Annotated in this window: 18 protein-coding genes and 1 pseudogene; 4 read left to right on the top strand and 15 right to left on the bottom strand. The window is 61.2% G+C overall.

Features of this window, described 5'->3' with window-relative positions; genetic code table 11:
* Positions 1 to 457: 457 nt before the first annotated feature.
* Positions 458 to 609: pseudogene (locus AC0L3I_RS22815) on the bottom strand (IS110 family transposase); the annotation flags it as partial.
* A 160-nt stretch (positions 610 to 769) separates the two neighbouring features.
* Between AC0L3I_RS22815 and AC0L3I_RS22810 the strand changes: the two are divergent.
* Positions 770 to 3,748, top strand: coding sequence for a trifunctional glycosyltransferase/class I SAM-dependent methyltransferase/polysaccharide deacetylase (locus AC0L3I_RS22810; protein WP_473528302.1), 2,979 nt, complete (start codon positions 770 to 772; stop codon positions 3,746 to 3,748).
* 38 nt (positions 3,749 to 3,786) lie between these two features.
* Here the strand turns inward: AC0L3I_RS22810 and AC0L3I_RS22805 are convergent, their stop codons facing one another.
* The 5 genes from AC0L3I_RS22805 to AC0L3I_RS22785 form a co-directional block, all read right to left on the bottom strand.
* Positions 3,787 to 4,467, bottom strand: coding sequence for a redoxin domain-containing protein (locus AC0L3I_RS22805; RefSeq protein WP_473528301.1), 681 nt, complete (start codon positions 4,465 to 4,467; stop codon positions 3,787 to 3,789).
* Positions 4,468 to 4,485: 18 nt separating this feature from the next.
* Positions 4,486 to 7,785: an ATP-binding protein gene (locus AC0L3I_RS22800; RefSeq protein WP_473528300.1), complete on the bottom strand. Its 3,300-nt coding sequence runs from the start codon at positions 7,783 to 7,785 to the stop codon at positions 4,486 to 4,488.
* A 290-nt stretch (positions 7,786 to 8,075) separates the two neighbouring features.
* Positions 8,076 to 9,461 carry a hypothetical protein gene (locus tag AC0L3I_RS22795; protein WP_473528299.1) on the bottom strand — a complete coding sequence of 462 codons (1,386 nt, stop codon included), beginning with the start codon at positions 9,459 to 9,461 and terminating at the stop codon, positions 8,076 to 8,078.
* Between the two features lie 202 nt (positions 9,462 to 9,663).
* Entirely contained in the window at positions 9,664 to 10,188 is a 525-nt protein-coding gene (locus tag AC0L3I_RS22790; protein ID WP_145722175.1) for a GNAT family N-acetyltransferase, read from the bottom strand.
* A gap of 73 nt (positions 10,189 to 10,261) precedes the next feature.
* Entirely contained in the window at positions 10,262 to 11,083 is an 822-nt protein-coding gene (locus tag AC0L3I_RS22785; RefSeq protein ID WP_473528298.1) for a hypothetical protein, read from the bottom strand.
* 205 nt (positions 11,084 to 11,288) lie between these two features.
* On the opposite strand from AC0L3I_RS22785, the gene AC0L3I_RS22780 reads away from it, so the two are divergent.
* Positions 11,289 to 12,704, top strand: a complete 1,416-nt coding sequence (locus AC0L3I_RS22780; protein WP_473528297.1) for a DUF5939 domain-containing protein — start codon at positions 11,289 to 11,291, stop codon at positions 12,702 to 12,704.
* A gap of 13 nt (positions 12,705 to 12,717) precedes the next feature.
* Here the strand turns inward: AC0L3I_RS22780 and AC0L3I_RS22775 are convergent, their stop codons facing one another.
* From AC0L3I_RS22775 to AC0L3I_RS22740, 8 genes are all read right to left on the bottom strand, one after another.
* Positions 12,718 to 13,197: a class I SAM-dependent methyltransferase gene (locus AC0L3I_RS22775; protein WP_473528296.1), complete on the bottom strand. Its 480-nt coding sequence runs from the start codon at positions 13,195 to 13,197 to the stop codon at positions 12,718 to 12,720.
* Between the two features lie 147 nt (positions 13,198 to 13,344).
* Positions 13,345 to 14,526, bottom strand: a complete 1,182-nt coding sequence (locus AC0L3I_RS22770) for an ABC transporter permease (RefSeq protein ID WP_473528295.1) — start codon at positions 14,524 to 14,526, stop codon at positions 13,345 to 13,347.
* Positions 14,523 to 15,521 (bottom strand): ABC transporter permease, encoded by a 999-nt coding sequence (locus AC0L3I_RS22765; protein WP_473528294.1) that lies wholly within the window; start codon positions 15,519 to 15,521, stop codon positions 14,523 to 14,525. The genes AC0L3I_RS22770 and AC0L3I_RS22765 overlap by 4 nt, the downstream gene beginning before the upstream one ends.
* A gap of 2 nt (positions 15,522 to 15,523) precedes the next feature.
* A complete protein-coding gene (locus tag AC0L3I_RS22760; RefSeq protein WP_473528293.1) occupies positions 15,524 to 17,422 on the bottom strand; it encodes an ABC transporter substrate-binding protein in 1,899 nt (632 codons plus the stop codon).
* Positions 17,419 to 19,314 (bottom strand): ABC transporter ATP-binding protein, encoded by a 1,896-nt coding sequence (locus tag AC0L3I_RS22755; RefSeq protein WP_473528292.1) that lies wholly within the window; start codon positions 19,312 to 19,314, stop codon positions 17,419 to 17,421. The genes AC0L3I_RS22760 and AC0L3I_RS22755 overlap by 4 nt, the downstream gene beginning before the upstream one ends.
* Before the next feature lie 163 nt (positions 19,315 to 19,477).
* The gene (locus AC0L3I_RS22750; protein WP_473528291.1) at positions 19,478 to 20,818 is read right to left on the bottom strand and encodes an adenylate/guanylate cyclase domain-containing protein; all 1,341 of its coding nucleotides are present in this window, start codon (positions 20,816 to 20,818) and stop codon (positions 19,478 to 19,480) included.
* Between the two features lie 207 nt (positions 20,819 to 21,025).
* Positions 21,026 to 22,369, bottom strand: coding sequence for a nucleotide sugar dehydrogenase (locus tag AC0L3I_RS22745; protein WP_473528290.1), 1,344 nt, complete (start codon positions 22,367 to 22,369; stop codon positions 21,026 to 21,028).
* Positions 22,370 to 22,480: 111 nt separating this feature from the next.
* The gene (locus AC0L3I_RS22740; protein WP_473528289.1) at positions 22,481 to 23,659 is read right to left on the bottom strand and encodes a DUF3095 domain-containing protein; all 1,179 of its coding nucleotides are present in this window, start codon (positions 23,657 to 23,659) and stop codon (positions 22,481 to 22,483) included.
* Between the two features lie 74 nt (positions 23,660 to 23,733).
* Here AC0L3I_RS22740 and AC0L3I_RS22735 point away from each other — a divergent pair, with 74 nt between their 5' ends.
* Together AC0L3I_RS22735 and AC0L3I_RS22730 are read left to right on the top strand one after the other, a co-directional pair.
* Positions 23,734 to 24,822, top strand: coding sequence for a glycosyltransferase family 4 protein (locus AC0L3I_RS22735; RefSeq protein WP_473528288.1), 1,089 nt, complete (start codon positions 23,734 to 23,736; stop codon positions 24,820 to 24,822).
* Positions 24,819 to 25,583 carry a polysaccharide deacetylase family protein gene (locus AC0L3I_RS22730; protein WP_473528287.1) on the top strand — a complete coding sequence of 255 codons (765 nt, stop codon included), beginning with the start codon at positions 24,819 to 24,821 and terminating at the stop codon, positions 25,581 to 25,583. Before AC0L3I_RS22735 ends, AC0L3I_RS22730 begins: the two co-directional genes overlap by 4 nt.
* A gap of 1 nt (position 25,584) precedes the next feature.
* Here AC0L3I_RS22730 and AC0L3I_RS22725 read toward each other — a convergent pair whose 3' ends face one another.
* Positions 25,585 to 26,439, bottom strand: a complete 855-nt coding sequence (locus tag AC0L3I_RS22725) for an MBL fold metallo-hydrolase (RefSeq protein ID WP_473528286.1) — start codon at positions 26,437 to 26,439, stop codon at positions 25,585 to 25,587.
* Positions 26,440 to 26,473: the final 34 nt, after the last annotated feature.

The following is a 26,473-nucleotide window of genomic DNA, read 5'->3' as shown; positions in this document are numbered from 1 at the left end:
CACGAGTTCCGATTGGTGTCGCTCTGGCATCTCTTTGTGATAGCAGCCATAACCGGCTAATCTAATCGACCATTGGACGCAATCTACTATCGAAATGAGTAATACAATGTCAGGCTATAGCTACTGGAGCGCAATTAAGTAGCGCAGATTCATTAGAAGTGTCTAAATTAGCTGGTCTGGCGGTGCACATACTGTTTCGCACCCGGCTGTATACTGCGACGATCAGCTTCCGATGCGTGCCCAACGGTAGAAGGAAGGCCTTCTTTGGCACGGAGAATGGCTGTTCGAGAATGCACCTCCGAATCAAGGCGTTTCGGTCGATAGGAGGGGAGCAATAGTCCCAATAACTGCAGTCATTCACACCAAAGCTTCAGCGGGCTTGCATTTATTGCGCCCCCGATTGCAAAAGACATCAGTTTGCCGTAGCTGTTGCACTCATACGGTGCCAGGGACCGCAGCTTGTGGTCATGGCGCCGACTCCGGGGATCGACATGAGTATGCGGCATGCTTGGCTTTGACGGGCATCTGCGACAGCTGGCGCCCAAGCTCGGCGGCACGGATGCGAATGCTGCGCCAGGCTTCCAACATCGGTAGCACGACAGGAGCAAGCTCGCTCTGCAGCCAAATGGCGGCGTCGCGGCGGCTCGGAAGAGTTCGCAGAAGACTGCTTGGACGCAGCGTCCCTGAGGATCGTTTCCTTTGGCAGGAGATCGCCGGCTATGTATCGGGACTCTTGTTCTACCTTCGAACCAGGCGCGGGTAAGACGGCGTGGCGCATAATCCCTTGGTTTCAATCGTGGTTCCTGCGCACAACGCGGAGGTAACGCTGGCGCGCGCACTCGATTGCCTTCTCGATCAGGAAATAATGGACTGGGAGGTGATCGTCGTCGACGACGCCTCCACGGACGCCACCGCCGCGATTGTCGCCGGTTATGTGGAGCACGATGCCCGGTTTCGGATGTTGAGCTCTTGCGCGTATAGCGCCGCCGGCGCGCGCAATAGCGGGATTTCGACAGCGCGCGGACGCTGGCTCATGTTCCTGGATGCGGACGATTGGGTGGACGCCAGCTTCCTTGCGAAAATGCTGGCCGCACTTGAAGCCGCGCCCGATGCGGTCGCCGCCTATTGCGGTTCCCGGCGCGTGATGCCCGATGGCGAACTCACCCCGTCGAGCATCCCGACGGAGGTTGCGATCCAGCCCTTCCAAACATTCGCCCGCCGGTGCGCCATCCGCACTCACGCGCTGCTCGTCGACCGGGAGACAATTGTCGAGTTGGGCGGTTTCGATGTGTCGCTGCGCACCTGCGAGGACTGGGATCTGTGGCAGCGCCTCGCACGTCTCGGCAAACGTTGGGTGATGGTCGACGAGCCGCTCGCTTTCTATCGGACCAGCCCCAACTCGCTCAGCCGCAATTCGACGCAGATGCTGGTAGATGCGGAAATAGTGATCGCCCGCGGCTTTTCTCCTGATCCCAGGGTCAAACAGCCAGCATCGGCTCACGCCAATGGAGCGATCGAGGCGAACGGCCGCACCGCTTCCGAAGCACTCGCGTGGTTCGCGTTGTGGAACGCCGCGTCCGATTGCGGCTGCGGCTCACGCTCGACCAACCCGCAGTCCCTGCGCGCGCTCCCGGCAGGACGTAAGTGGGCGCGTGAGATCGCCAAGGCGGCCTTCGATGGCCTTATGGTAGGAAGCCTATCGGTGCCAGCGCAATTGGCTGCCAGGTGGGACAGGTTCGGCGGCTCCCTCACCGAGTTGACCATCGAACTCGGCAAGGTCTGGGACAATCCCGTCGCGGGTCGCCGCGTCCAGTATCACCTTGAGCAAATGCTTCTCGACGTCGACGATCTTGCCGCGCCGCGCAGGCTGGCGCGGACACTTGGAATTCGCGTCGACGCTCGAAATCCGGCCTCGACCGAACTTCCGAAAGGAATCGATCAGATTTATGCCTATCTGATGATGGATGGCCAGATCGAGGCTCTCGTGCAGTTCGGTGTACTCGGGAAAGTGACAAAGCGCCATTGGATTGAATTGACCCGGGATTTCGTGCCCCCTGAGCGGCTTATAGACAGTGCCGCGCGGCTTGCGAGGCGATCGCCTGTACATGCACCGCAAAAGGACGCCGGTGCTGACAAGTCAAACATGTTTGCAGCCGAGGCATTGTTGTCCATAGTGGGACGCCGGTCTGATCGGGACAGCCACTTCGGCAAACTCGCGCGGTTGGCCGCGGAAGCGCGGGGGCTGGTTCGGTCGAGCGCCGAAGCTACAGAGCCGCTTGCAGCGCCGCGCCGTGCATCGGCCGCGGATGGGCACGACAATGATCGCACGTCGTTCTGGAATCGCCGTTTCGCGACCGAGGATCCCTGGAACTATGGTTCGCCCTATGAACAGGAAAAATATGAGCGGCAGCTCGAAATTCTGCCTGCCGGTCCCATCGGACGGGCGCTTGAGCTGGCCTGTGCGGAGGGCCACTTCACGCGGCAGCTGGCGCCGCGCGTGGGCCATTTGACCGCAACCGACATCTCCGCCGTAGCCATCGGGCGGGCGCGCGCGCGATGCAACGATCAGCCGAATGTTGAGTTCGGCGTACTGGATTTCTGCGCGGACACGCTGCCGGGTGAGATGGATCTAATCGTCTGTTCGGAAGTGCTCTACTACCTGGATGATCTCGCCGACTTGCGGCGCTTCGCCAAAAAAATCGTCGAGGCGTTGGCGCCCGGCGGCAGTTTCATCAGCGCACACGCATTCGTGCTAGCTGACAATGTTGAAAGGACGGGCTTCGACTGGAACACATTTGGGGCCCAGCTGATCTCAGAGACGCTGGCAGCGACCGAAGGCCTCGTCCTCGAGCGATCGATCCAGACCGATCTCTATCGCATTGACCGCTTCCGCCGCCTCTCACCTGGAGATGTGGCGACGGAACCGACAATCGATTACGTCCCAATCCGCGCACCCATCGAAATCGGGGTCGCGCGAAATATCGTCTGGGGCGGGGCGCGGGCCTTGCGCCGCGACGTTGCGCGTAGCGAGCGGCGGCAGCGTATCCCTGTCCTCATGTATCACAGCGTCTCCGATGAAGGTCCAGCCGCGCTCGCCCGTTTTCGGCTCACGCCCGCCGCATTCCACAGCCAGATGGCATGGCTGCGCGCCAACGGCTTTCACGCGATTAGGTCCGAGCAGCTGGAATGGTTCATCGCCAACCGTCAACCTTTCATTGGCCGCCCAGTGCTCATCACCTTCGACGACGGCTTCCAGAACTTTGCCGACCATGCCTGGCCGATCTTGCGCGCGAACGACCTGACCGCGGAAGTGTTCCTGGTGACGGACCTGGTGGGTGAAAGTGCACTGTGGGACGCCGACAGCGGTCCGCCGACACAGCTTATGGACGCCGGAACGGTGCGACGCCTCGCCGCCGAAGGTGCGTTCTTCGGAAGCCATCTGGCGACGCATCGCGCGATCGATGGTCTGTCGAGCTCTGACTTGGCCGCCGAGCTCCTGCGCTCTCATATGTTCATCGAACGGTGGACCGGTCGGCCAACCACGTCGTTCGCGGCACCCTTTTCTGTCACCGACCGACGGCTTGGCAGGCTGGCCAAGGAGTGCGGCTATCGAATCGGCTTCGGCGGCAGACACGGGCCGGCGGACCTCGATTGCGATCCCATCGACCTTCCGCGCATCGAGATTCGCGGGGATCGCTCGCTCGATGACTTTGTTGCCACCGTCGAGGCCGTACTCGAAGAGCGGTGAACTTGTCAGTGTCCCGCCCGTTTACCTCGTTCGCAAGTCTATTGGGCGACTTGGGTCACGGCTGACATCAGCTCCTGCGGGCTTGGCGCCCCAAACATGTATCGCCCACCCTCTGGAACTTCCGTGAAGCTCCAGCGGACGATCCCCTGCCGGTCGAGCAGGAATTGACCGACCAATTGTCCGTGTCCCGTTGCCATCATCTGCTCGTCGGCTTCGGTCACTTCGTACTTGTCCTTCTTGTTGAGAATTTCGGTGGCCGCAAAAGGATCCATCGGACCGGGCAACTCGCCTGGTATGTCGACCCGCATGTCCTTTGCCGCTGCCATCGAGACCTTGTACGGCCAGATCGTCTCGTTTTGGGTGAATTCGAGATTGGGCAGTCCAAAAGCACGATGTGAAGCGCGTTCAGGGTCGGAGGCCGCAAGCAGATTCGGCATCGGGTGGTAGCGGAAATAGAGACGCGCCCGTTCGATCGGCGTGTTGACCACCGTCAGGCTCTCCACGCCCTTTTCGCGCAGCTCCGGATCAAGCCGCGCCTGGGCGGCGATATAGCGCCGGCAAAACGCACAATGCAGACCTCGAAACAGGCCGACCAGCACCGGTTTTTGTCCGCGAAAGTCGTCAAGCGCGATCTTGCCTTCCTGGGTAATCGCGTCCAGTACCAAGTTCGGCGCACGGTCGCCCGGTTGAAGGGGTACCAAGTCACTACGCGCGGACATTTCCAACCTCCAACCCGGCTAGTCGAGAAAAGGCAGCACCACAAGCGCTTCCGGGTCGAGCCCGTGCTGGGCGCATATATCCTGCGCCAGGGAAAAGTAGCGTTCGGCCTCGGCCAGATTGTCGAGGTCGAGATTAAGCGTTGCGAGACCATCATAGCACGGAAACAGCAGTTGGGGCTCGCCCGTTTCGCGGGCTACGTCCAGCGCTTCCTGGAACAAGCCAACCGCCAGTTCCGGACGGCCGTTGCACTGGTGGATCTGCCCAAGCACGATCAACGGCACCGGCAGGTGCTCGCGCTGGTCGAGCGCCCGGTCGATCTCGATGGCCTTCTCGGCAGCAGGCACGCCCTCCGTTGGACAGCGATCCGTGAAAGTGCAACAAGCGACCGCCAGGTTGGCGAGGAGGCGCGCCTGGAAACCCAAATCACCAATATGGCGCGCCACTTCAAGACCGCGCCGACAGACCTCCATCGCCTGTGCCGGATCGATGGTCGTGTAAAGCACGCCGAGATTGGTGTAGCCGCGGCAGGCCGCGCCCAGTAGACTGGCGGCTTCGGCCAATTCAATGCTGCGCTCAACCTGACGCACGGCTTCACGGTTTCGCCCAAGGCGAGCCAGCGCAACAGCCTTGGTATTAAGTGCCTCGGCGGTCACGAGAGTGGCTTCACACCCTACCTCGGAGACATGCTCCGTTGTCAGAGAGCGTACGCAATCCAGCGCCGCGTCTGCCCATTTTGCCGCGAGAGCGTGATCTCCGCTACGGAACGCCTGTCGGCCACGTTCTTGCCAAAGATGCGCCTGCTCGATCGGGGCATCCGCTCCATCGAGGAGCGCTGCCGCTTCAGCATAAAGGGATTCTGCATTGTCCCGCTTGCCGACGTCCCAGAGCAGCCGACCGATCTTACGCAAAACTCGTGCCGACGCGACACGATTGGCTGACTCGCGGTATGCCTGCAACACCGTCTCGTAGTGCTGGTGCGCGATCTCGCGGCGGCCTGCCGGGCCGCTCAAATCGGCAATGCGCTCTGCAATTGCCAGTTTGAGCGGTGTTTGCTCGATCGCGCCCAACGCAGTCAGTGCTCGCTCGTAGAAACGAAGGGCGTCGTCGTTGGCGTATATCATGCGAGCGCGATCGCCCGCCGCCTGCAGGTAATGCGCGCCCCTCTCCCGCTGGGCGCTCTGTGCAAAATGATGACCGAGCACGGTCAAATCCTCGAGCCGTTCCGGCTTGTCGCCGCACAGTTGCTCCAAGGCAGCACCGACCCGCCCGTGGATGTCGGTCCGGCGTTGCAGGAGCAGGTTCTGGTAGATCACGTCCTGCAGCAATGTTTGCGTAAAGCGGTAGCTTTGCGACGAGACCGAGCCTGATCCGGCAACTTCCTCGATGATTTCCGCATCGCAAAGCAGTTCGCAGCCGGCTTCTAGCCGGCCGGGGTCGGCTGTCACGGTTTTCAGAAGTGTGGCATCGAAGCGCGGGCCGATTACCGCCGCTTCCTGGGCCAACCGGCGCACCTCTTGGGGCAGCCGGTCGACGCGAGCAAGCAACATTGCCTGGATAGTGGCGGGAATGGCGGTTGCGACTTCGCCTGCCACAGTCCGCCATCGCTGGCCCTCGCGCATCAGTACACCGCGATCGATAAGGCCGCGGACGATCTCCTCTACAAAAAGGGGGTTGCCGCCCGCGCGCTCAAGGATCTGGTCGAGAAGCCCTCCTGCGGAGTTTACCCAGCTCTCGCCGAAAAGCGCCGCCAGCAGGCTGCGTCCGTCATCACTGTTGAGCGGCGAAAGCCTGAGCGCTGTGTGACTGACCCGACTTGAGTCGAGCTGGCCGTTGTCCGGCGCCGGACGGTGGGTGACCAGCAACATCAACCGCGTGCGTTCCAACCTGTCCATCACGAAACGCAGTGTCTCGAGCGACACGGCGTCGGCCCAGTGCAGGTCTTCGACGACAATCAACAGCGGCGACAACGCAAGCCGCCGTTCGATGATTGTGCGGACTGCGTAGAGAATTTGCCGCCGCAGCTGCTCGGGCTCGACATGCTGCAAGGTGGCATCGGGGTCGCCAAGGCCGAGCACATGGTAGAGCAAAGGCATCAGCCGCTTCGCCTCCTCGCCCTGCAGGCCGAGATCGGTAAGCAAGCCTGCGAGCTTCCCCCGCATTTCGTCCCCATTGTCGTTTTGCATCATCCCGGCAGCGCTGCGCACCACTGCGCCCAAGGCGCCAAATGATTGTTCGCCCAGCGGTGAGCACGTGGCCTGCCGCACGGCGACGTCGCGAAAACGATCCTCGTCGCCGACGCGGGCGACGAACTCCTTCACCAGCCGCGATTTCCCGATACCGGCTTCTCCGACGAGGCGGACAAGTTGGGCCGAGCCGCCGCACGCCTGGTCAAGGCTCGCCAGCATTCTATTGAGCTCCGCACCACGACCTATCATCGGCGCACTGAGGCCGAGCGCCTCGAGCCCACGCGCTGGACGCGGCGTCGCAAGCGGTGCATCCAGTCGATGGACGAGCACACTGCCAGCCTTGCCGCGAAACACGACATCACCCAGCGACTCGTAAGAAAAGGCATGCCGGGTCAGCCTGTGAGTGAGCTCGCCTACCAGCACCTCACCCGGTGCGGCCAGCGATTGCAGGCGTTGCGCCGTATTCACTGTGTCGCCGGTCACCGAATAGGATTTGGCGGTGCCGATGCCTAATCCGCCAGTAACGACCGGACCAGTATTTATGCCGATATGGAGTAACAGAGGCGAGCCGGAGTGGGGGGTGCTTTCGCCGAGCCGCGCCGTCCGGGCGATCATGTCGAGAGCGGCGCGAAGCGCACGTTCCGGATCGTCCTCATGCGCGACCGGCGCACCGAACAAAGCGAGCAGCGCATCGCCGATGAATTTGTCGACGAAACCACCAAAGTTTCGCACGGCCGCCGTCAATTCCTTGAACAGTTGGTTCTGTAGCGCTTGCATGACCTCGGGGTCGAGCTGCTCGCTGAGTGTCGTGAAGCCGCAAAGGTCGGCGAACAGGACCGTTACCGTCCGGCGATCGGCGTCAGAGACGGGATGCAGCCCTTCTTCGCTTTCGATATTCGGAAGCAGCGACGGAGTTCGAGAAGGCGGCACAATGGTCCGGCTTGGTGTCGGAGCAGGCCGTTCGACGGCTTTTGCGGGCGCACCGAGGCTTGCCCCACATTTCGGACAGAACTCGAAATCAGGTGCGCAGGGGTAGCCGCAACTGACGCATGGCACGGGCTGGCGCCGGCCACACCTCGGACAGAAGGCGTAACCGCCCTCAACCTCGAAACCGCAGCCCGAGCAGTCCATCGAATCAGACCTCACTAGAGGCCGTGACGCCGTGATCTCGCCACGCACTTCACGGCCAGGCTATTCACAAGGATGCACCGATAGCCGTCGACCGGCAAGCGGCAGCGCAAATGGGCATCGAGCGATCCGTGTGGGTCCGGTGGCAGAGCGCTGCCGATCGAGGCGGAAGCCGTCGTCGAAATCCCGAAAGGTATCAGCGTCAAGGAAGCGGCCGGATCAGACGCCAGAGGCTCACCGATAGATCGCCGTCGCTTGCGGTTGCGCACCAGAAAATCAACCTGAAGTAAGGCTCAGCTCGGCTTGATCTCTGCCTGGCCGATCTTGCGCCATCGGGCGTTTTCGCGAACCAGCTTCAGGTCGTCGGTCGTCTCGGCAAATGTCCGCAAACGGTATTGCCGGAGCAGGTCCGGGAAGAGCGCCCCTTCCGGCAGGCCGGCAAGCTGCTCGCGGACCGAGATCTTTTCGTCGATGACCCGCATGCCCCAGGCATTTTCCCGAACCTGCAGCTCCGCAGCCAGATCGCGCTCTTCCGGCGCGTTTTCATCTAGCGCAGCCAGCAGGATCGAGTGGAAAAGCGCTACATAACCAATCTGTCTCAGGCCGCCCACAACCCGCACGCGCGGCAATATGGCAAGGACGAGGAACATCAGGAACAAGTTCGGCAGCAGCACGCCGTCCAGCAGCGCCTGCCTGAGATGCGGCCGCTCGAACGGGATGGAAAGACCATGCGGCCTGCCAGGCTCGATCAGGTGCCCGTTCTCGAGGGCGAGCTTGCGCACGCGCTCCTCGCGGATGCCCCAGAAATAGGCCGTGGCATTGGGCAGGAATCTGCCAAATGGGCTTGATGCGGCCTCTTGCAAGGCACGTTCGAGACGCTGGCGCCTTGCGGGCTCAATGAGCAGCCTGGAAAGAAGGCTGCCGTCATATTCTAGATGCCGCGCCATGGCAGCCGCGGCCAGCCGATCATCGATGAAAACCGGCAGGGTCATGCCGGAACGATCCCAATCGGCGACCAGATCCTCGTTGAGGGCTGTCAGCGCATCGGCGGCGGTTCCAAACACCTTGTCCTGGCTGGCAAGCAGTGTGCCCAGCCAGCGGCTGGCATCCGTTTCATCGCCCACCGCCTCGAGCGCGCGCTTGTTGAGGGCGACGGGACCGGCCACGCAGGCGCTTTTGCGGCACAGTTTGTGGCGCCCCATGCCAAACAGGTTGACCTTGTCGTCACCGACATCGAGCCATCCCGGCCCCTCCCGGCCAATTGTCTCCATGGTCATCGTCGTTCCCATGAAGCCGAAGAAGGCCGACAGCCCGTTTTCGACCGCGCCGAGCCAGGCAAGCAGGAGGGCATCGAAGGTGATCCGGTCCATCAGAAGCAGGCAGTGCAGGCCGGACTGAATCACCGGTCTGTGCTCGAACTCTTCGAGGGCCTTGCCAATCTCTTCAGGCTGCATGATCACACCAAGGCGCTGGTGCAGGACTTCGCGCAGGATCGAGCGGGCAGCGATCGCCGGGCCCGATGCAGGCCTTGCCACCGGCCGCCACAGATGGCGGGCATAATCGGCAACCGGTGCATTCCAGTTCTGCTCGATGTCACGCGCGACTTCCGGGCAGAGCAGCGACAGCACGGCCAGAATTTCCACCGGAGGCGTAGGGGTTGGGTCAAAGACGGCGGTCATTGGTCCCGTCTAGCCGCTTGCAGTGCAAACGCCAAGGGAGACCAGACTTGCTGGATGCGGCCGGCCCCACACATAGATTGTCAACTCGATCAAAATGGTGTGAGACGAAATTGACCGTATCCTACGGAGTTCTCTATGAGCAATCACCTGTTCGCCGGCACGAATTGTTAGATTGGCTAAACATTTAAGGCCACAGCGGATCTCAGAACCGGAGCCGGGCCATGCTCAGGAGGTCGTGGTACTGCCCGTCGGTAAAACCGGCCTTCACATGCCGGCCTTCGACCTCGAAGCCGTGGCTTGTGTAGAGACGGACGGCCGGTTCGTTGTCGGCATAGACGGTCAATTCGACCCGCTTCAGGGCGCGCCAGTTGTCGGCCACGTCAAGCAGTGCGCCAAGTATGGCAGAGCCGATACCCTTGCCGACAAAGGCATCGTCAAGGCCGATATTGATCTCGCCGATATGCGAACGGCGCGGCGAACCCTGCACGACCAGGCTGCCATGGCCGACGACCTTGCCGTCCAACTCGGCAACGATCCAGGTGGTTTCCTGGCCGGACTTGGCGATGCGCCGCTCCACCTGCTCCACCATCTCGAAGGGCATCCTGAGCGTGCCCCAGCGGAAGCCCGGCATGTTGAAGATAGCGCAAAGCGCCTCCGCATCGCTTGGCCGGACGGACCGGAGCTGCGGCTGGATTTTCTCGGAGGATGGCGAGGTCGTGCTGGTCATGGCGCTCCCGGCAAAGCAATCGGCCCGGCACGATGCACCGGACGTCACCTAAAAATCCAGCCGTCTCCGCAACCTATGCCGATTGTGAACTAAAATACCGGGAGGCGGCGTAGAGTTTGAAGACGCCGCTGATGCCGATCCAGCCAAAAAGGGTGAGCCAGCACAATGTCCCGGTCGCTGTCCAGTCGATCCGGTGCACCGCAGCGTCGGTGATAACGAGGCCAAGGATGGCAAGCAGGCCAACCAGAAACTGCGCCAAGCCGAGCACCAGCAGTTCCTCGCGCGGCGCGCTTCTCCAGACGAGATATATGCCGCCCGCACCGGCGAGGAAGATGGCGCTGTAGACCTGAGCGTGGAAGGCATCGATCGGCCATGGCCAGATGCTGCCGAATGTCAGGGGAAACAGCAACAGGCCGACGCCATAGAGCCCAACGATCGCCGATTCCACCGGCATGTAGCCGCGCCATGCGGGGGTTAAGGTCACGCCTTTTGCAGAAGGACGGGCCCTGGCCCGCCACAGGAACAGCCCGGATACCGCGACCGAAGCGAGATAGACCAAAAACCAGAGCCAGGGCGCTTTGCGCTCGAAGTTGAAATAGCCGAGATTGATGAACGAAGCCACCGACACGATGGCGGTGAAGATGAAGGCCATGACGAGCACTAGCCTGCCGGGCGACCAGCGATTCCAGACCAGCAGCGCCGCCATCACGACCATTTCGGCGGTGTAGAAGCCGCCGAGGAAGCGGGCATTGAACGGCGTGACGGCCCAAGGCCAGCGCGGCTTGACCAGCACCGGCGCGAAAAACAGGCCGGCGCCTACGATCAGGACGATGATGACCCCCACCGAGAAAAGGCGCAGGGCCGCGGGAAATGGCGGGTTGTTGGGTGTCGGCATGGGAGAAAGTCCCAAAGATGAATGCCCCATGGACCCATCATAGTGCCGCTTGCGGCCGGTGAAAATCCGCCGAATGAAATTGAACTGTCACCAGGCTTGTCCATTCGAATGGCCGTACGGTCCGTTTCGAAGTAAGATGGAGCGCTCGGACCGAAGACCGGTCCGGTCAACACGCCCCGGGGGCGCATTTTCCGGAGCCTGCACGATGAACGAAGCTCAGGATCTGTTCTCGCTTCTGCGGCAATCGACCGATGTCGATCCGCAGGCAATCGACGCGATCAAGCGAACCATCGCGGAGGGCAAGGACCGCGAACTTTGCCGCATCAATGCGCCAGCCTTCGCCAGCAAGCATGGCCTCGACGAGGAACGCGCCATAAGCGCCTTTCTCCATGCGGCACGGGTGGGCATCTTCGACATTTCCTGGAATGTTCTGTGCCCCGGCTGTGGCGGCGTGCTCGACACCAACGCCACGCTGAAGACCCTGCAGAAGGACGAATACACCTGCGCGCTGTGCTCCGAGGGCTATTCGCCAACCCTCGACGAGATGGTCGAGGTGACATTCACCGTCAGTCCCCGCGTGCGCAGGATTGCCGCCCACAATCCACACGAACTGCCGTTGGTGGAATATTTCCGCCAGATCTACTGGGCGTCCGGCGTCGATCTGCCGGAAGAGGATTTCGCGAAAAAGATAGAAGCGTTCTCGCTGGAGGATATCGAGCTTGCCCCCGGTGAAAAGGCGGTTCTGCCCATACAGCTTCCGTCTGAATTCATCATCGTCTTCGAGCCGGTCACCCATTCAGCGCAGTTCATCGACGGGAAGGGCGAACCAACAAAAGAGCGCCGAAGCCTCTCTTTGGTCTTCGATCGCGACCATGTCCAGAACCAGACGCTGGAGATGCAACCCGGCCCGTTGCGCATTTCGCTGGAGAACAGGACCGACACCCGCGTGCTGCCGACGGTCTTCATCGCCGGCCAGCTATTGCATGATTTCCTGGGTAAACGCCGGCCCTTCCTGACCGCCAAGCGCCTGCTCACCAACCAGACGTTCCGCGATCTCTATCGCACGGATACACTCGACATCAACCAGCGCCTGAAGATCACCAGCCTGACCTTCCTGTTCACCGACCTGCGCGGATCGACCGAGCTTTACGAGCGGGTGGGCGACCTTTCAGCCTTCGATCTCGTGCGCGAGCATTTCCAGGTTCTGCACGAGATCGTCGCGGCGGAGGCAGGCGCGGTGGTGAAGACGATCGGTGATGCGGTGATGGCGACCTTCGCGACGCCTGATCGTGCGATTGCTGCGGCCCTCAGGATGCGCGATGCCATGCGTGCGCTCAACGACAAGAGCGGGCGCGACGATCTGCTGCTCAAGATCGGAGTCCATGCCGGCCCCTGCATCGCGGTGTCTATGAACGAGCGACAGGACTATTTCGGCCAGACGGTCAACATTGCTTCGCGGGTCCAGAACCTTGCCAACGCACAGGCGATCTTCGCCACGCGTGCGGTGGTCGACGACAATCTCACCGCCGATCTGTTGCACAGGAACGCGCTGACGCCCGTGGCTCACGAGGTCTCGCTGCGCGGCATTGAGCGAGAGATAGCGGTGTATACAATCCCCTGAGGATTTCTCGGCCTTACACGCGCCTGCAGAGGAAATAACGATCGGCGGGCTCCGAAGTCGGCGGCGGGAGGCGTTGCAGCAGCGGGTGATCGAGCGGCGTGCCACTGACCGCGAAGCCGCCGACGCGAAGCAGGCGCGCAATCAGATCGGGAAGCCAGGTAGCGGTCACTGCATCGCGATCGTCATAGCCGGTGCCGATGTCGGCATGAACAAGAGCGGCGTCGATGCCAATGAACTTGCGGCCCGTCTCGCGTATTTCGCCGAGCACGAGGTTTTCAGCTTCGGGAATTGAGCTGGCGTGTGCGCCAACTTCGCGGTCGAACACCACGATCCGGCGCCCGGGCAGAAGCTCGCGCAGATGGTGGAACGTCCGGCCATTGCCGAGGCCGAGCTCAAGCACAAGCCCCTCCATCTTCGCCACCTCGGGGCAGATTTGATTGAGAATGTCGCGCTGTGCGGTCATCCTGCTGATGAAATTATCGAGGCGGCTCATATGCGATTGTATGTCCTGAACCAGCAGCCCCGATCGAGGCTTGCCGCATATAGAGGCGAACGACGAACCTTGCAATAACGCAACCGGCCGCCGACAAGCGTCATACCGGGTGGAGTCGTCGGCAGGCCGCGCGGCGGAACAGCGATCTCACTTGTAGGGGTCCGCGGCGTCCCGCAAGCCGTCGCCGAGAAAGTTGAACGCCATGATGACGAGGATGACGGGGAGCATCGGCAAAAGCAGCCATGGATAGAACGCGATCACGCTGACGCTGCGCGCCTCGGTGAGCAGGATGCCCCAGCTGGTTATCGGCGCCCTCAGGCCGAGCCCGAGGAAGCTCAGCGCCGTCTCGCCCAGGATCATGCCCGGTATGGAGAGCGTCGCCGTCGCGATCAGATGCGACATGAAACCGGGAATGAGATGCCGCCTGATGATGCGGCTGCTCCCCGCGCCCATCAACTGCGCGGCCAGAACGTAATCCTCCTCGCGCAAGGCCAGAAGCTTTGAACGCACGGCCCGCGCCAGTCCGGTCCAGTCGAGCAGCCCGAGGATGACGGTGATGCCGAAATAGATCAGGATCGGACTCCAGGTTATCGGCATGATCGCCGCCAGGGCCAGCCACAGCGGAATGCTGGGAATCGATTGCAGAACTTCGATTATTCGTTGAACGATCAGGTCGAAGATACCGCCGTGATAGCCGGCCAGTCCGCCGATGACGATGCCGAGCAGGAAGCTGAAACTGATGCCGACGAGGCCGATTGTCAGTGAAATGCGTGCGCCATAGATCATGCGCGAGAGCACGTCGCGCCCCAGCCTGTCGGTGCCGGCCAGAAAGAGCTGGCCGTTTTCAGCAGGGCAGACAAAATGCCTGTCACCTTCGATCAGGCCCCAGAACTGGTAACTGTCGCCCTTGCAGAAGAAACTGAGTCGCTGAACATCGTCGTGGTTCTCGACGTAGTTCCGCTTGAGCGTGTCCATATCCAGCGTCATCTGGCGGCCATAGACAAACGGCCCGATGAACTCGCCATTGTGGAACAGGTGCACCTGCTGTGGCGGCGAATAGATGTAGTCCATGTTGCGCGTGTGCAGATTGTAGGGCGCCAGGAACTCGCTGATCAGTATCCCGAAATAGAGCACTGCCAGGAATATGCCGGATATAAGCGCAAGCCGGTGCTTGCGGAATTTCCACCACATCAGCCGCAACTGCGACGCCTGAAAGACCTTCGACTGCTCCGGCGTCATCGCCTCGACCGACTGCAGGTCAATGGGCGCGGTGGAAACGTAGTGTTGAAGTGGAGCACCCGGAGCGGGCAGCGGCGAATGCGTGTTCATTTGGTGCTGCCGCCCTGCAAACGAATTCGTGGATCAAGCAGCGCCAGCGCCAGGTCGGAAATCAGGACACCGATGACCGTCAGGAAGGCGAGGAACATCAGGAACGACCCTGCCAGATACATGTCCTGACTTTGCAGCGCCTTGATCAGCATCGGCCCGGTCGTTTCCAAAGACAGCACGATCGCCGTGATTTCGGCGCCGGAGATGATGGCCGGCAGGATAGAGCCGATGTCGGAAATGAAGAAATTGAGCGCCATGCGCAGCGGGTATTTGACCAGCGCCTTGAACGGATGAAGGCCTTTGGCGCGCGCGGTCACGACATATTGCTTGTGTAGCTCATCGAGCAGATTGGCGCGCAGCCGCCGGATCATGCTTGCCGTGCCCCCGGTGCCGATAATCAAGACCGGAATCCAGAGATGGGCGAGGATCGACTTCGCCTTGGCCCAGCTCATCGGCTCGCCGAGATATTGCTGGTCCATGAGATGGCCGATGGATGTGCCGAACCAGATGTTGGCGAAATACATCAGGATCAGCGCCAGCATGAAGTTCGGAATGGCAAGGCCGAGAAGGCCGAAGAAAGTCAGGCCGTAGTCGCCCCAGCTGTATTGATGCGTGGCGGAGTACATGCCGATCGGAAAGGCGATGAGCCAGGTGAAGATGATCGTGACGAAGGAAACCAGCACGGTCAGCCACATTCGGTCCCCGACGACGTCGCGAACCGGCATCTCATATTCGAAGGAATAGCCGAAATCGCCGTGTAGCATCCCGCCGACCCAGTAGAAGTAGCGAATGACCGGTGGCTGGTCGAAACCATAGTCCTTGCGCATCATCTCGATGCGATCGGAATCCACCGCTTCGCCCTGAGCCCGAAGCTCGGCAACATAGCTGTCGAAATAGTCGCCTGGTGGAAGTTCGATGATCGTGAACACCAGTGCCGATATGACCAGCAGCGTTGGAACCATCACGGCGATGCGCCAGACAAAATATCGAAGCACGCTCAGGACTCTCCAAGCCAGAATGTATCCGGCATGTAGACACCGAAATAGGCGGTCGGGTCGTAGCCGTAGAGCGCCTTGTCAGGCAGATTGCGCAGCCGCGAGGACGCCAGAACCGGCTGATGCGTTCCGTTCACGGTGCCGATCGAAAACACCTGATCGGTGTAGATCGACAGCATTGAATTCCAGATTTCGGCGCGCTCCGTGGCTTCGGTCGATGCGTTCCAGCGTTTGAGTAAAGCCATCAGCTCGACCACAGGCGGAAGATCAGGCGCCTCACCCACCTTGCCATGAGACAAGTAGTGAGCACCCCAGAGCGGCCATTGCAGCTGGTCGTCGATGGTGGGGGCCAGCTGGTACGGGTTCATGTCGGCGGTCGGCACGCCATTGTCGATGCCCGACCACATCGACATCATGATCTGGCCGCCAAGGGCGCGGCTGCGGAAGATATCGCGCTGCGAAGTCCGGATGAACAGGGCGATGCCGATCTTGCGCCAGTGATCGGTGATGAGTTCGAGCGCGTCGGTTTCCAGCGTGCTTTCGCCGGCCGTTTCCACTATGATCTGCGCAGGGCGTCCATCGGGAAGTATCCGCAGGCCGTCATCGTCACTCGTCTGAAGCCCGGCCTCGTCGAGCAGGGCATTGGCCTGGTCGGGATCATGGGCGACCCAGGCTTTCGCGAATTCCGGCCGGTAGAGCGGGCTCTCCGGCAGGACCGTATCGGCACTTTCCTGCGCCAATCCGTAGAACACGGCCAAATTGATCTCGCGCCTGTCCACAGCGAGCGAAAGGGCGCGGCGCACGCGCACGTCACGAAGAAGGCCACGCCACACCTGGTCGGAACAATTCAGATTGGGCAGCAGCGCCAGCCGCGAACCCTGTGTGCGTTTCCAGAGATGGATCTTCACCGGGTAGCGCTTCTCCGCGTCCTTCAGGAACGAGTAATCGCTGAAGTCAATTCCCATGCTTTGCAGGTCGCTCTCGCCCGCACCGGTCTTGGCGGAGATGATCGCCGGCGAGCTGACATTCATGACGATCCGGTCAACATAGGGCAGTTGCCGGCCATTCTCGTCTATTCGATGAAAGAACGGGTTGCGCTCGAAGACGAATTGCTCGGCCGGCGGCTTGGTCCGGTTCCGCCAGGGATCGAGCGTCGGCAGTTCCGGGTTCTCCGGGCGATACTGCCGCGACATGCGGATATGCAGGAGCGTCCATTTCCGGGCCCGGTTCTCCTTCATTAGGCCGGCGAGCCGGGATGGATCCTGGTATTTCTTGTGGAACTGCTTGAGATAGGCGGCCGGCAGAACAAGCGATAGCGGCGAAGCAGCAGCAAGCTTGGGCAGGAAGTCGGGATTGGGCGCATCCCAACTATAGCGGACCGTCGACGGATCGACGATCTCGAAACGTGGCGGCTTGCCGCCCGCCAGCAGGGCCGGGGCAAGCCCGCCTTGCGAAAGCTCATCGTTCAGCCAGACATCTTCCCAGCAATAGCGAAAATCCTCCGGCGTCAGCAGGCTACCGTCAGACCATTTATGCCCTTCCCGAATCTTGAAAGTGAAGACGCGATCATCCGCTACGTCGAAACTTTCGAGAATGTCGGGTTGCAAGTTAAGCTTTTCGTCATAGCCGACCAGGCGAGCATACCCGTAGATCGTCATCATTCGGATATCTTTCTGGCTGCCGATGATCGTGCGCAGCGTGCCGCCATACTGGCCGGGCTGCCGGCCCATCGCGGCGAGGTTCAACGCGCGCGGGCTCTTGGGCAGGCGTTCGGCGAGTGCCGGCAGCGCCCTGGCCTTCAGCTGCGGCTGAAGAAATTCCGGCTCCAGATCGCCGGCGCGCGACGTGCCCGGCAGAAATGCCGAAGCCATAAGTCCAAGGACGGTGCGCCGGCTGATCAATGGCGTAACTCGCTGACATCGGCCGAACGTCGGGCCAGCACGAGGTGGCCGCCGCCAAGTTCGAGCGGCGACAGCATATCCTCGTCGCCCTCGTCGCGGAATTGCGGTCCCCATGCGCTGGTGTCGGAAGCGCCGCTGAGCTTCAGCGTCTTGAAATCCATTGGCCTGTCGAGATCGGGGAAAGGTACTGCGGCGACCAGTGAGCGCGTGTAGGGGTGGACCGGTTTCCTCAGCAGAATTTCGCGCGGCGCAAGCTCGACGATACGCCCGCCGCACATCACCGCGATGCGGTCTGCCATGTAGTCCACCACCGCCAGGTTGTGGGATATGAACAGGTAGGTCAGGCCCAGTTCCTCCTGCAGGTCCTTCAGAAGGTTCAGGATCTGCGCCTGGACAGAGACATCGAGTGCCGAAACCGGCTCGTCGCAGATCAGGAGTTCAGGCCCCAGCGCCAACGCGCGCGCGATGCCGATACGCTGACGCTGTCCACCGGAGAAACTGTGCGGATAACGCTTGATGAAGCGCGGATCGAGCCCGATTGCCTGCATCAGGCTCTTGACCGTGGCGAGTCGGGACGCGGCATTGCCACGCTGATGGATTTCCAGCGGCTCGCTCAAGATGTTCTCCACTGTCATGCGAGGTGAAAGCGACGAAACCGGATCCTGGAAGACCATCTGGATTTTCGCGCGCAGCATGCGCAGGGCGTCTCCCTCGGCTTCCAAGACGTCGATCGGTCCATCGCGGCCGTTGAAGATCACAGAGCCGCCGCTAGGGGTGACAGCCCGCATGAGGATCTTGCTGACAGTGGTTTTACCGGAGCCGCTTTCGCCGACCAGACCCAGGCACTCACCCCGCCTGATATCGAAGCTCACGCTGTCCACGGCGCGAACAGAGGTTTGATGATCCCCGCCGAACCATCCGGACTTGCGGGTGGTAAAGGTCTTTTTCAGATCTCTGACCGACAGCAGGATGTCGTCCGGCCCCTTCGATGCCGGCGCCGTCTGCTTGCCGAGCAGGGTCCCGACATTCACCGGCACCTCGCGGAGCGCTTTTAGCCTTTCGCCAGGCTTCAGATCGAAATGCGGAACGGCTGCCATCAGGCCCTTCAGGTAAGGGTGACCTGGCCGGCGGAATATCGCCTCGACAGGTCCTGCTTCCATGATCTCGCCATGGTAGATGACCACCACCTCGTCGGCGACATTGGCGACCACGCCGAGGTCGTGCGTGATCAGTAGCATCGCCATGTTCAGCTTGGTCTGAAGTCCGCGCAGCAATTGCAGGATTTGCGCCTGGATGGTGACGTCCAACGCCGTCGTCGGCTCGTCGGCGATCAACAGGGCGGGCCGGCAGATAAGCGCCATGGCGATCATGGCGCGTTGACGCAATCCTCCCGAAAGTTCGAAGGGATACATGTCATAGGCGCGCTTGGGATTGGGAAAGCCGACAAGGCCGAGCATTTCCTCGGTCCGCGCCTTGCGCTCCGCCCGAGCCATGGGCTTATGAATCTGCAGGGATTCGCTGACCTGGTTGCCGATCGTGTGCAGCGGCGACAGCGATGTCATCGGCTCCTGAAAGATCTTGCCGATGCGGCTGCCTCTCAACGCCCGGATATCGGGTCCGTCACGCGGCATCTGCAGGATATCCTGCGTCGTGCCGGGCTTTTCAGGATCGGAAAACAGAATACGGCCGCGAACATGGGCTGTGTTCGGCAAAATGCCCATCACTGCCTGGCTGATAACCGATTTTCCGGAACCGGACTCGCCCACAAGCGCGGTAACCTTGCCGGGCAGGACGCGAAGATTTGCACGCCTGACGGCATGCAACGGTCCCCCGATGATGGCAAAAGAGATGCCAACATCCTCGATCCGCAGCAGATCAACACCCGAATTCATTCTCACACCACCCCCACTCTGGCAGCCTGCCGGGCGGCAGACCCAGAAAGCGAGACTAGCGCATTGCCAGCCTAGAGCAACTTGGATTCGAATCGGTCGCCAGTTCCCTGGCGGAACCGGCGACCCGACTGCATACCAAGGCGTTCGGATCAGATCGTGGCGGTTACTGGAGCTTTCTCGGGTCGCCCGCCGACAGCCGCGCGGCATCGCGATGAAGCAGCATGACCTGTTCGGCGTCCGATATTCGGTCGTAAATCGGCTCCAGCGCACCGTCCTCATCGAGTGCGAGAGCACCCGACAGATCGGGTGAAAGCACCGTCAGCTTCTGCTTGATGCCCGCCAGTTCCTCGTTGCCGAGCGTCAGCCAGCTGTTGGCGCCGCAATAGCCTGCGAAGTCCTTACTGGCGAGAACGCTGTGCGGATATTTCTTGGTCAGGGTCTGGAGGCGCTGGACCTCGTTTACAGCCGAGCCGAAGACAGAGAATGTTAGCCGGTCGGTAAGTCCGACATTGCCGAACATCACATTGCCGACATGCAGGCCGATGCCAAATTTTATGTCGCCCAATCCCTGCTCCTTTCTGCGCAGATTGAGATCCATCATGCGCGCGGTGGCCTTGTGCGTTGCCGCAAGAGCAGCCTGGCAGGCGGTCTCGGACTGCGCACGGTGCCTTTCGCAAGGGTAGACGGCAATGAAGCCATCCCCTATGAAACTCATGATCTGCCCGCCTCTGCGATTGAAAGGTGCAGCAATGGCATCGAAAAACTGGTTCAGCGTGTCGATGTAGATTTCGCGGCCGGAAGTTTCGGCAAGCCTTGTCGACCCGCGCATATCGGCCATGACCAGTGCAGCCCGGATTGTGTCGCCCTCGCCGCGCTTGATCTGGCCGTCCAGCACGCGCCTGCCGGCGTCGCCGCCGAGATAAGTGATCATCATGTTGTCGGCGAGCTTGGTGAGCACCGCCATCTTGGTTGCAATAGCGAGATGGTTCTGGATGCGCAGCAGCGCCGAAATCATGCTGTCGCTGAAGCCTGAAGCACTGTCGGTGGACCAGGACCCGATCATGCCCTGACTGGTATTGCCGCTGAAGGGATGGACGAAAGCCATGTAATCGGTCACGCCCATAAGCCTGAGTTCATCGAAAACAGGAAATTCCGACGGCACCGACGGGTCGAGCCGGCGCCGCAGATGGTCGAGCTTGTTGCTGAGCAGATGGTAGTATGGGCTGGTCAGGAATCTGTCAGAATGAACGCCGTCCTTTTTGCGGAAGCCTTCCACTTCCATGCCCTGGCCGCGAAGCCAGGTGAAGCCAAGCGCGTCATAAAGCGGATGAAGCATCGAAAAGCTCAAATGCACCCGCTTCAGCGGCAGGCCGGCAGCAGCCAGCCGTTCACAAAAGCCCTTTACCAATGTTTCAAGGTCGTTGCCCGCCAGCGCCGATTGGGTCAGCCAATCGGCAACCTTATCCATGAGAATGGTGGAAATTTCTGCTTGCGCTGTGCTCATGCTATCTTGAGACCCGTCAAAGACGAGCCATTCTCCTTTGATCCGCCACGACACGGTCCGCTAACGACCCAAAGATAAGACCCTCGAAGTCAATAAAGCCGGCTTCGGCGGTAAAAGCCGGCGAAGGGGCATTATGTGGCGAGGCTGCCGGCGGAGTGCAATCATGATCCTGCCATCGGGCAAAGAATTCGCCGGCTCAGACGCCATTTAGGCTTTCACCACCGTCTCTCGGGCTAGCCCGAGGCGGCCAAAAACATTGCGTGTGTCGACGATCAGAAGAGCGTGATCAGCGATCGCCTGATAGTCGATCGCGTCGTGGTCGGTTGCAACGACGACAGCATCGAAATCCTTCAAGACCGCCTCGGTCAATTCGACCGAGCGCCGCCCCTTGCTCGCCATATGCTCCCGTGTGGTCGGTATCTCGGTAACATGCGGATCGTGGAATTCCGCCTTGCCGCCCCATTCCTCGATGAGTTCAATGAGCCGCAATGAGGGACTTTCGCGGATGTCGGGCACATTCTTCTTATAGGCGAGCCCGATGATGAGAATGCGCGAGCGGCTGAGCGCCTTGCCGCAGCGCCGGTCCAGCGCCTTCGCCAGTTCATCGACCACATGACGCGGCATGGCCGTGTTGATCTCTGCCGCCAGCTCGATGAAGCGGGTCGGCAGTTCGTATTCGCGCGCCTTCCACGTCAGGTAGAAGGGATCGATCGGAACGCAGTGCCCGCCAAGTCCGGGGCCAGGATAGAAAGGCATGTAGCCGAAGGGCTTGCTCTTTGCCGCCTCGATCACCTCCCAGATGTCGATGCCCATCGCACCGAGCACGACCTTCAACTCGTTGACCAGGGCTATGTTGACCGAGCGGAAGATGTTTTCCGTCAGCTTGACCGCCTCGGCGGTCGCCGTGGTGGAAACCGGAACGACGGTCTTGACCACGCCCTGGTAGAAAGCCTGCACGAGTATCGCCGCTTCAATGCCGTCGCCTGCCACGACCTTGGGGATCGTCGCGACTTCAAAGCTGCGGTTGCCGGGATCCTCGCGTTCGGGCGAGAAGCCGAGGAAGAAGTCTATCTTCGACTGCAAGCCGGTTTCTTCCAGTATGGGCTTGATCACGTCGTCGGTGGTGCCGGGATAAGTGGTCGATTCCAGCACGATCAGCTGGCCGAGACGCAGATGCTTCGCAATGGTGCCTGCCGTGTTCCTGACAAAGGAGAGGTCCGGCTCACGGTTTTTCGTCAGCGGTGTCGGAACGCAGATGATGATGACATCGCAGACGGCCAGTTCGGCAAAATCCGCAGTGGCGCGGAACCGTCCGCCCGCCACCTGGCCGGCAAGGGCTGTCGACGTCACCGCCTCAATATAGGATTGGCCGTTGTTCAGGCTCTCGACCTTCTGGGCTTCGATGTCGAAGCCGGAAACCGGGAAGCCGGCGCGTGCGATCGCAACCGCCAGCGGCAACCCGACATAGCCCAGTCCGATCACGCCGACTTGCGCGGCGCGCGTCGAAATCCGGTTCAGAAGACGGTCATATGTCGATCGTGAGGCGTCCAAAAATCTGCTTTCCGTCAATTCGGACAGACCGTCCGCTCCCATGGCGAAGCTCACCTGGTTCCCCAAGAACCCCGAGGCATATTGCGGAAAATCGTTTTCCGCAAGCCGTCGTCAGACCGGCACCTTCGCCTTCAGACTTGCGGCGGCCATCGCATAGCCGCCGGCGGCGCCATCGATGAAATGAACGTGATCGCGCTGCAGCGGCGAGGCGACGAGGCATGTCATCAAGGCCGATTTCTGGCGGTGCAGGCCATAGTTGCAGATGCCCGCCTCTTCCGCCTGTTTCAGCCGGTTCTCGATCCGTTGCAACACATCCGCGTCAACGTCGATAGTCATCTTCAAGCCGTCGTCGAACTTCCGGAAATCCGAATTGCTGGCCACGTCGCGTTTGTAGATCTTCGGATCGAAACTGCCGATCGTCCAGCCATATCTGTCGGCGACAGCCGTAAGCGTCAGCAGGAACAATATCCACAGCTTCGACAGCCACCGCCATCCTGCCGGTGCCATGGCCCGCGCCTCGATATCGAGGCCGGCGGGCGAAAAACTGTAGGCCGGCCCGTTCACCGGCAACGGGTGGCCATCGCGTTCCTGCCCGCCGGCAAGGGCGATGATGTCGGAAGCCAGAACCTGAAAACCGCGCAAGTCGCGCGACGCCCCCGGTATGGCTATGATCGAGACGATTTCGCCATGCCGGGCTTCGATCGGGTTCCAGCGGCAGGAGAGGCCGGTCAGATCCGGCCGCGCGCCGGCCGGCGCAGGATCGATGCGGTAGCGCCCCGCTTTCATCTCAGCTTCCGCCCAACTGCCGCCACCGCCGGCGAACATGGCATAGAAGACCGCTTCGGAGGCCCGGAACCTCGCCACGCGAACGTCGAGGCCTTGCGCTCTTATATCCTTTATCGGCACGATTGCGGCACGCAAGGTCAGGTCCAGTTCGTCCGCCACCCATCTCTGGACAGCCGCCAGCGCGTTGCGGGTGATCTCCAGCGCCGAGCCGGGAAACGCCACGAGCGCGCCGTCGCCGCCGAAGACAAAGGGAAGATCTTGCCGACCCAGCGCATTGAGCAGCGCCGAAATGACGCTGGCGCCAGCCATATTGACGGTTTTATAGCGCCCAGCCTCGATCGCCTTGGTCGAGCCGACGATGTCGGCGGTGGCCAGCGCCCAGCCATCCGGGAGAGGCCGATAGTTATCGATATCGGCAACGCTTTCGAATTTTGCGAAAACCGGCAAAGAAGCGACAAACGGGTCGGACGCGGCAGCTGTTTCCATAAGCATCGGATAGCACATTCCACTGCTTGAAGGTGAAGTCGATCATGCTTTGAAATTGACTTGCGCAGACTTTCCGATGATAGGGTCCGGCGATGCGAATTGCCTTCTACGCGCCGCTGAAGTCGCCCAATCATCCCGTTGCCTCCGGCGACCGCCAGATGGCACGGATGCTGGTCAAGGCGCTGGAGCATGGAGGGCATGGCGTCGAACTAGCATCCGAATTGCGCTTCTATTTACGCGAACCGGAGTCGAAAAGTTTCGATGCGCTCAAGATCGAGGCCCGAGAGGAAGCCGCGCGGCTGGCAAAGCTTTGGGATTGTGACGGCAAGCCCGATCTCTGGTTCTCCTATCATCCCTATTACAAGGCGCCCGACCTGATCGGACCCGAGCTGGCGTCGGCCTTTGCTATTCCCTATGTGACAGCGGAAGCCTCCTATTCGAGGCGGCGCAACGTCGGTTTGTGGGCCGATACGCAAGCGTTGGTGGCGCGAGCCGTCGAACAGGCAGCGCTGAACATCTGCTTCACGCAAAGGGATCGTCAGGGACTGACGGATGCGATTCCCGACGCCGCTCTCGGTATGCTTTCGCCCTTCATCGACACATCGGTATTCCGGGAAATGCCGGCACGGGGTTGTCCGACGCGCCTCGTTACCGTCGCCATGATGCGCCCGGGCGACAAAGTCGAAAGCTATCGCATGCTGGCGCAGGCGCTCGGTCCGATCGGCCACCTGCCCTGGACCATGTCGGTCGTCGGGGATGGGCCTGCCCGTGACGAGGTCAAAGCGCAATTCGCCGGCTTGCCCGCCGACCGTATCGAATGGCTTGGCGCGATTGAGCCAGCCGCCGTGCCGGATGTCCTCTACAGTGGGGGAATTTACGTCTGGCCGGGTTACGGCGAGGCCTATGGCATTGCCTATCTTGAAGCACAGGCCGCCGGCCTTCCGGTGGTGGCACAGGACATCGCCGGCGTGCCGGAGGTCGTGCGGGATGGCCAGACCGGGTTTCTCACCCCGCCGGGCGATGTGGCGGCGTTCGCTTCTGCCATTGAAAGGCTTCTCGCCCGTAACGACGAAAGAACCATCATGGCCGCGGAAGCCAGACGTTTCATCCTCGAAGAACGTTCCCTCGGTGCTGCAGTGGCGCGTCTGGCCGAACTTCTAGCGAAGATCCCTGTTTCATGACATCCGATCAGATCTGGCGGCCCTTGGTGGAAGAACTGGCGTGCCGGCAACGGCCGGACCGTAAGGCAGAGTTTTGGCTGCGCGACGACGACGCCGTGGATCCGACGCCTGCGCTTGATCGGCTGCTCGACGTCACCGGTGAATTCGCGGTTCCGGTCACTCTGGCCGTCATTCCGGCCCTGACTGATGAGAAGCTTGTCGCCCGGCTTGACGACGCGCCGCATGCCACGGTCGCCATCCATGGCTGGGCGCACCGAAATCATGCGCCCGAGCACCAGAAAAAGCAGGAGCTCGGCGCGCATCGGCCACGCGAGGCGGTGCTCGATGATCTGGCCCGCGGGCTGACGCACGTAACCGACCTGCACGGCGCACGTGCCGTTCCGATGCTGGTGCCGCCCTGGAACAGGATCGACGCCGGCTTGGTATCCGACCTTGGATCGATAGGATTTTCGGCATTGTCGGTCTATGGGCCGCCGAGGCCGGCTTCACTTGCGGTCATCAACAGCAATGTCGACATCATGGATTGGCATGGCACGCGCGGCTGCCGCGATCATGGCCTATTGGTTCAGGCTATCATCGCGCAATTGCAGCATGCAATCGACGGCGGCGAACCGGTCGGCCTGCTCACCCACCATCTCGTACATGATGAATCGGCCTGGCTCTTCCTCGAACGGCTGTTCACAGTCACCGCACAGACTGAAGCCTGCGCATGGCTTCCGATCAGGACATTGATCGGGCGCAGCGCCGGTAGAGGAAAATAGCTCAGCGCTTTTTGCGCAATGAGACTGGAAATTTGAGCGTCTGGCCATCCCGCGCGGCAAAAGCGCCGGTAAACTTGTCTTTGGCCAGTTTCTCGATCTCGTCCAGTTCCGCGTCGGTCCGTGTCGGATCGTGGTGAAACAGCGCAAGCCCCCGCGCACCGGCCGCCTCACAGAGCTTGACGCCCTGTTGCCATGTCGAGTGCCCGTAACCGCGGCGGCGTTCCATTTCCTCCTCGGTATAGGTGCAATCGTAAATGACGAGGTCGGCATCTTCGATCAGGCCGAGCACCGCCTGATCGAGTTTGTCCGGTTCGTGCTCAGTGTCTGTGATCACCGCCACGACGCGGCCGCCCCACTCCACTCGGTAGCCTATGCAGCCGCCCGGATGGATAAGACTGCCGGTTCGGACCACCACCCCTTCGCGCGGCCGAAGCACGTCTCCGGATACGAAATCGCGATAGTCGAGGCTTGCCTTGCAGATCTCCAGTTTCACCGGAAACCACGGCGGCCGCATGAACTCATCGACCATCTGCCGGGTCGTCATGTGTCCTGCAAGATGCCCGGACCAAAGCGTAACCTTGACGCTCCGGTCATAGATCGGCGCAAAAGACGGCAGCCCGATGATGTGATCGTAATGGCAATGGGTGAAAAGCAGGTCGAAATCGGTCACGGCCAACGCCTGAAGCGCCCCGCCGGCAGGCCGTAGGCCAGAGCCTGCGTCGAACAGAAGCGTATGCTTACCGCATCGCATCTCAATGCAGATTGTGTTGCCGCCATAGCGAGAGAATTCTGGCCCTGATACCGAAATGCTGCCGCGCACACCCCAAAACCTGACCAGGAAAACGTCGTCGTCCATGCTACCCCTTCGCCCATCCTAGCCAAACAACCGC

The sequence above is a fragment of the Mesorhizobium sp. WSM4840 genome (assembly GCF_055811755.1).
Note: the sequence above shows the minus strand (reverse complement) of the source record. Positions and strands in the feature narration are given on the sequence as shown.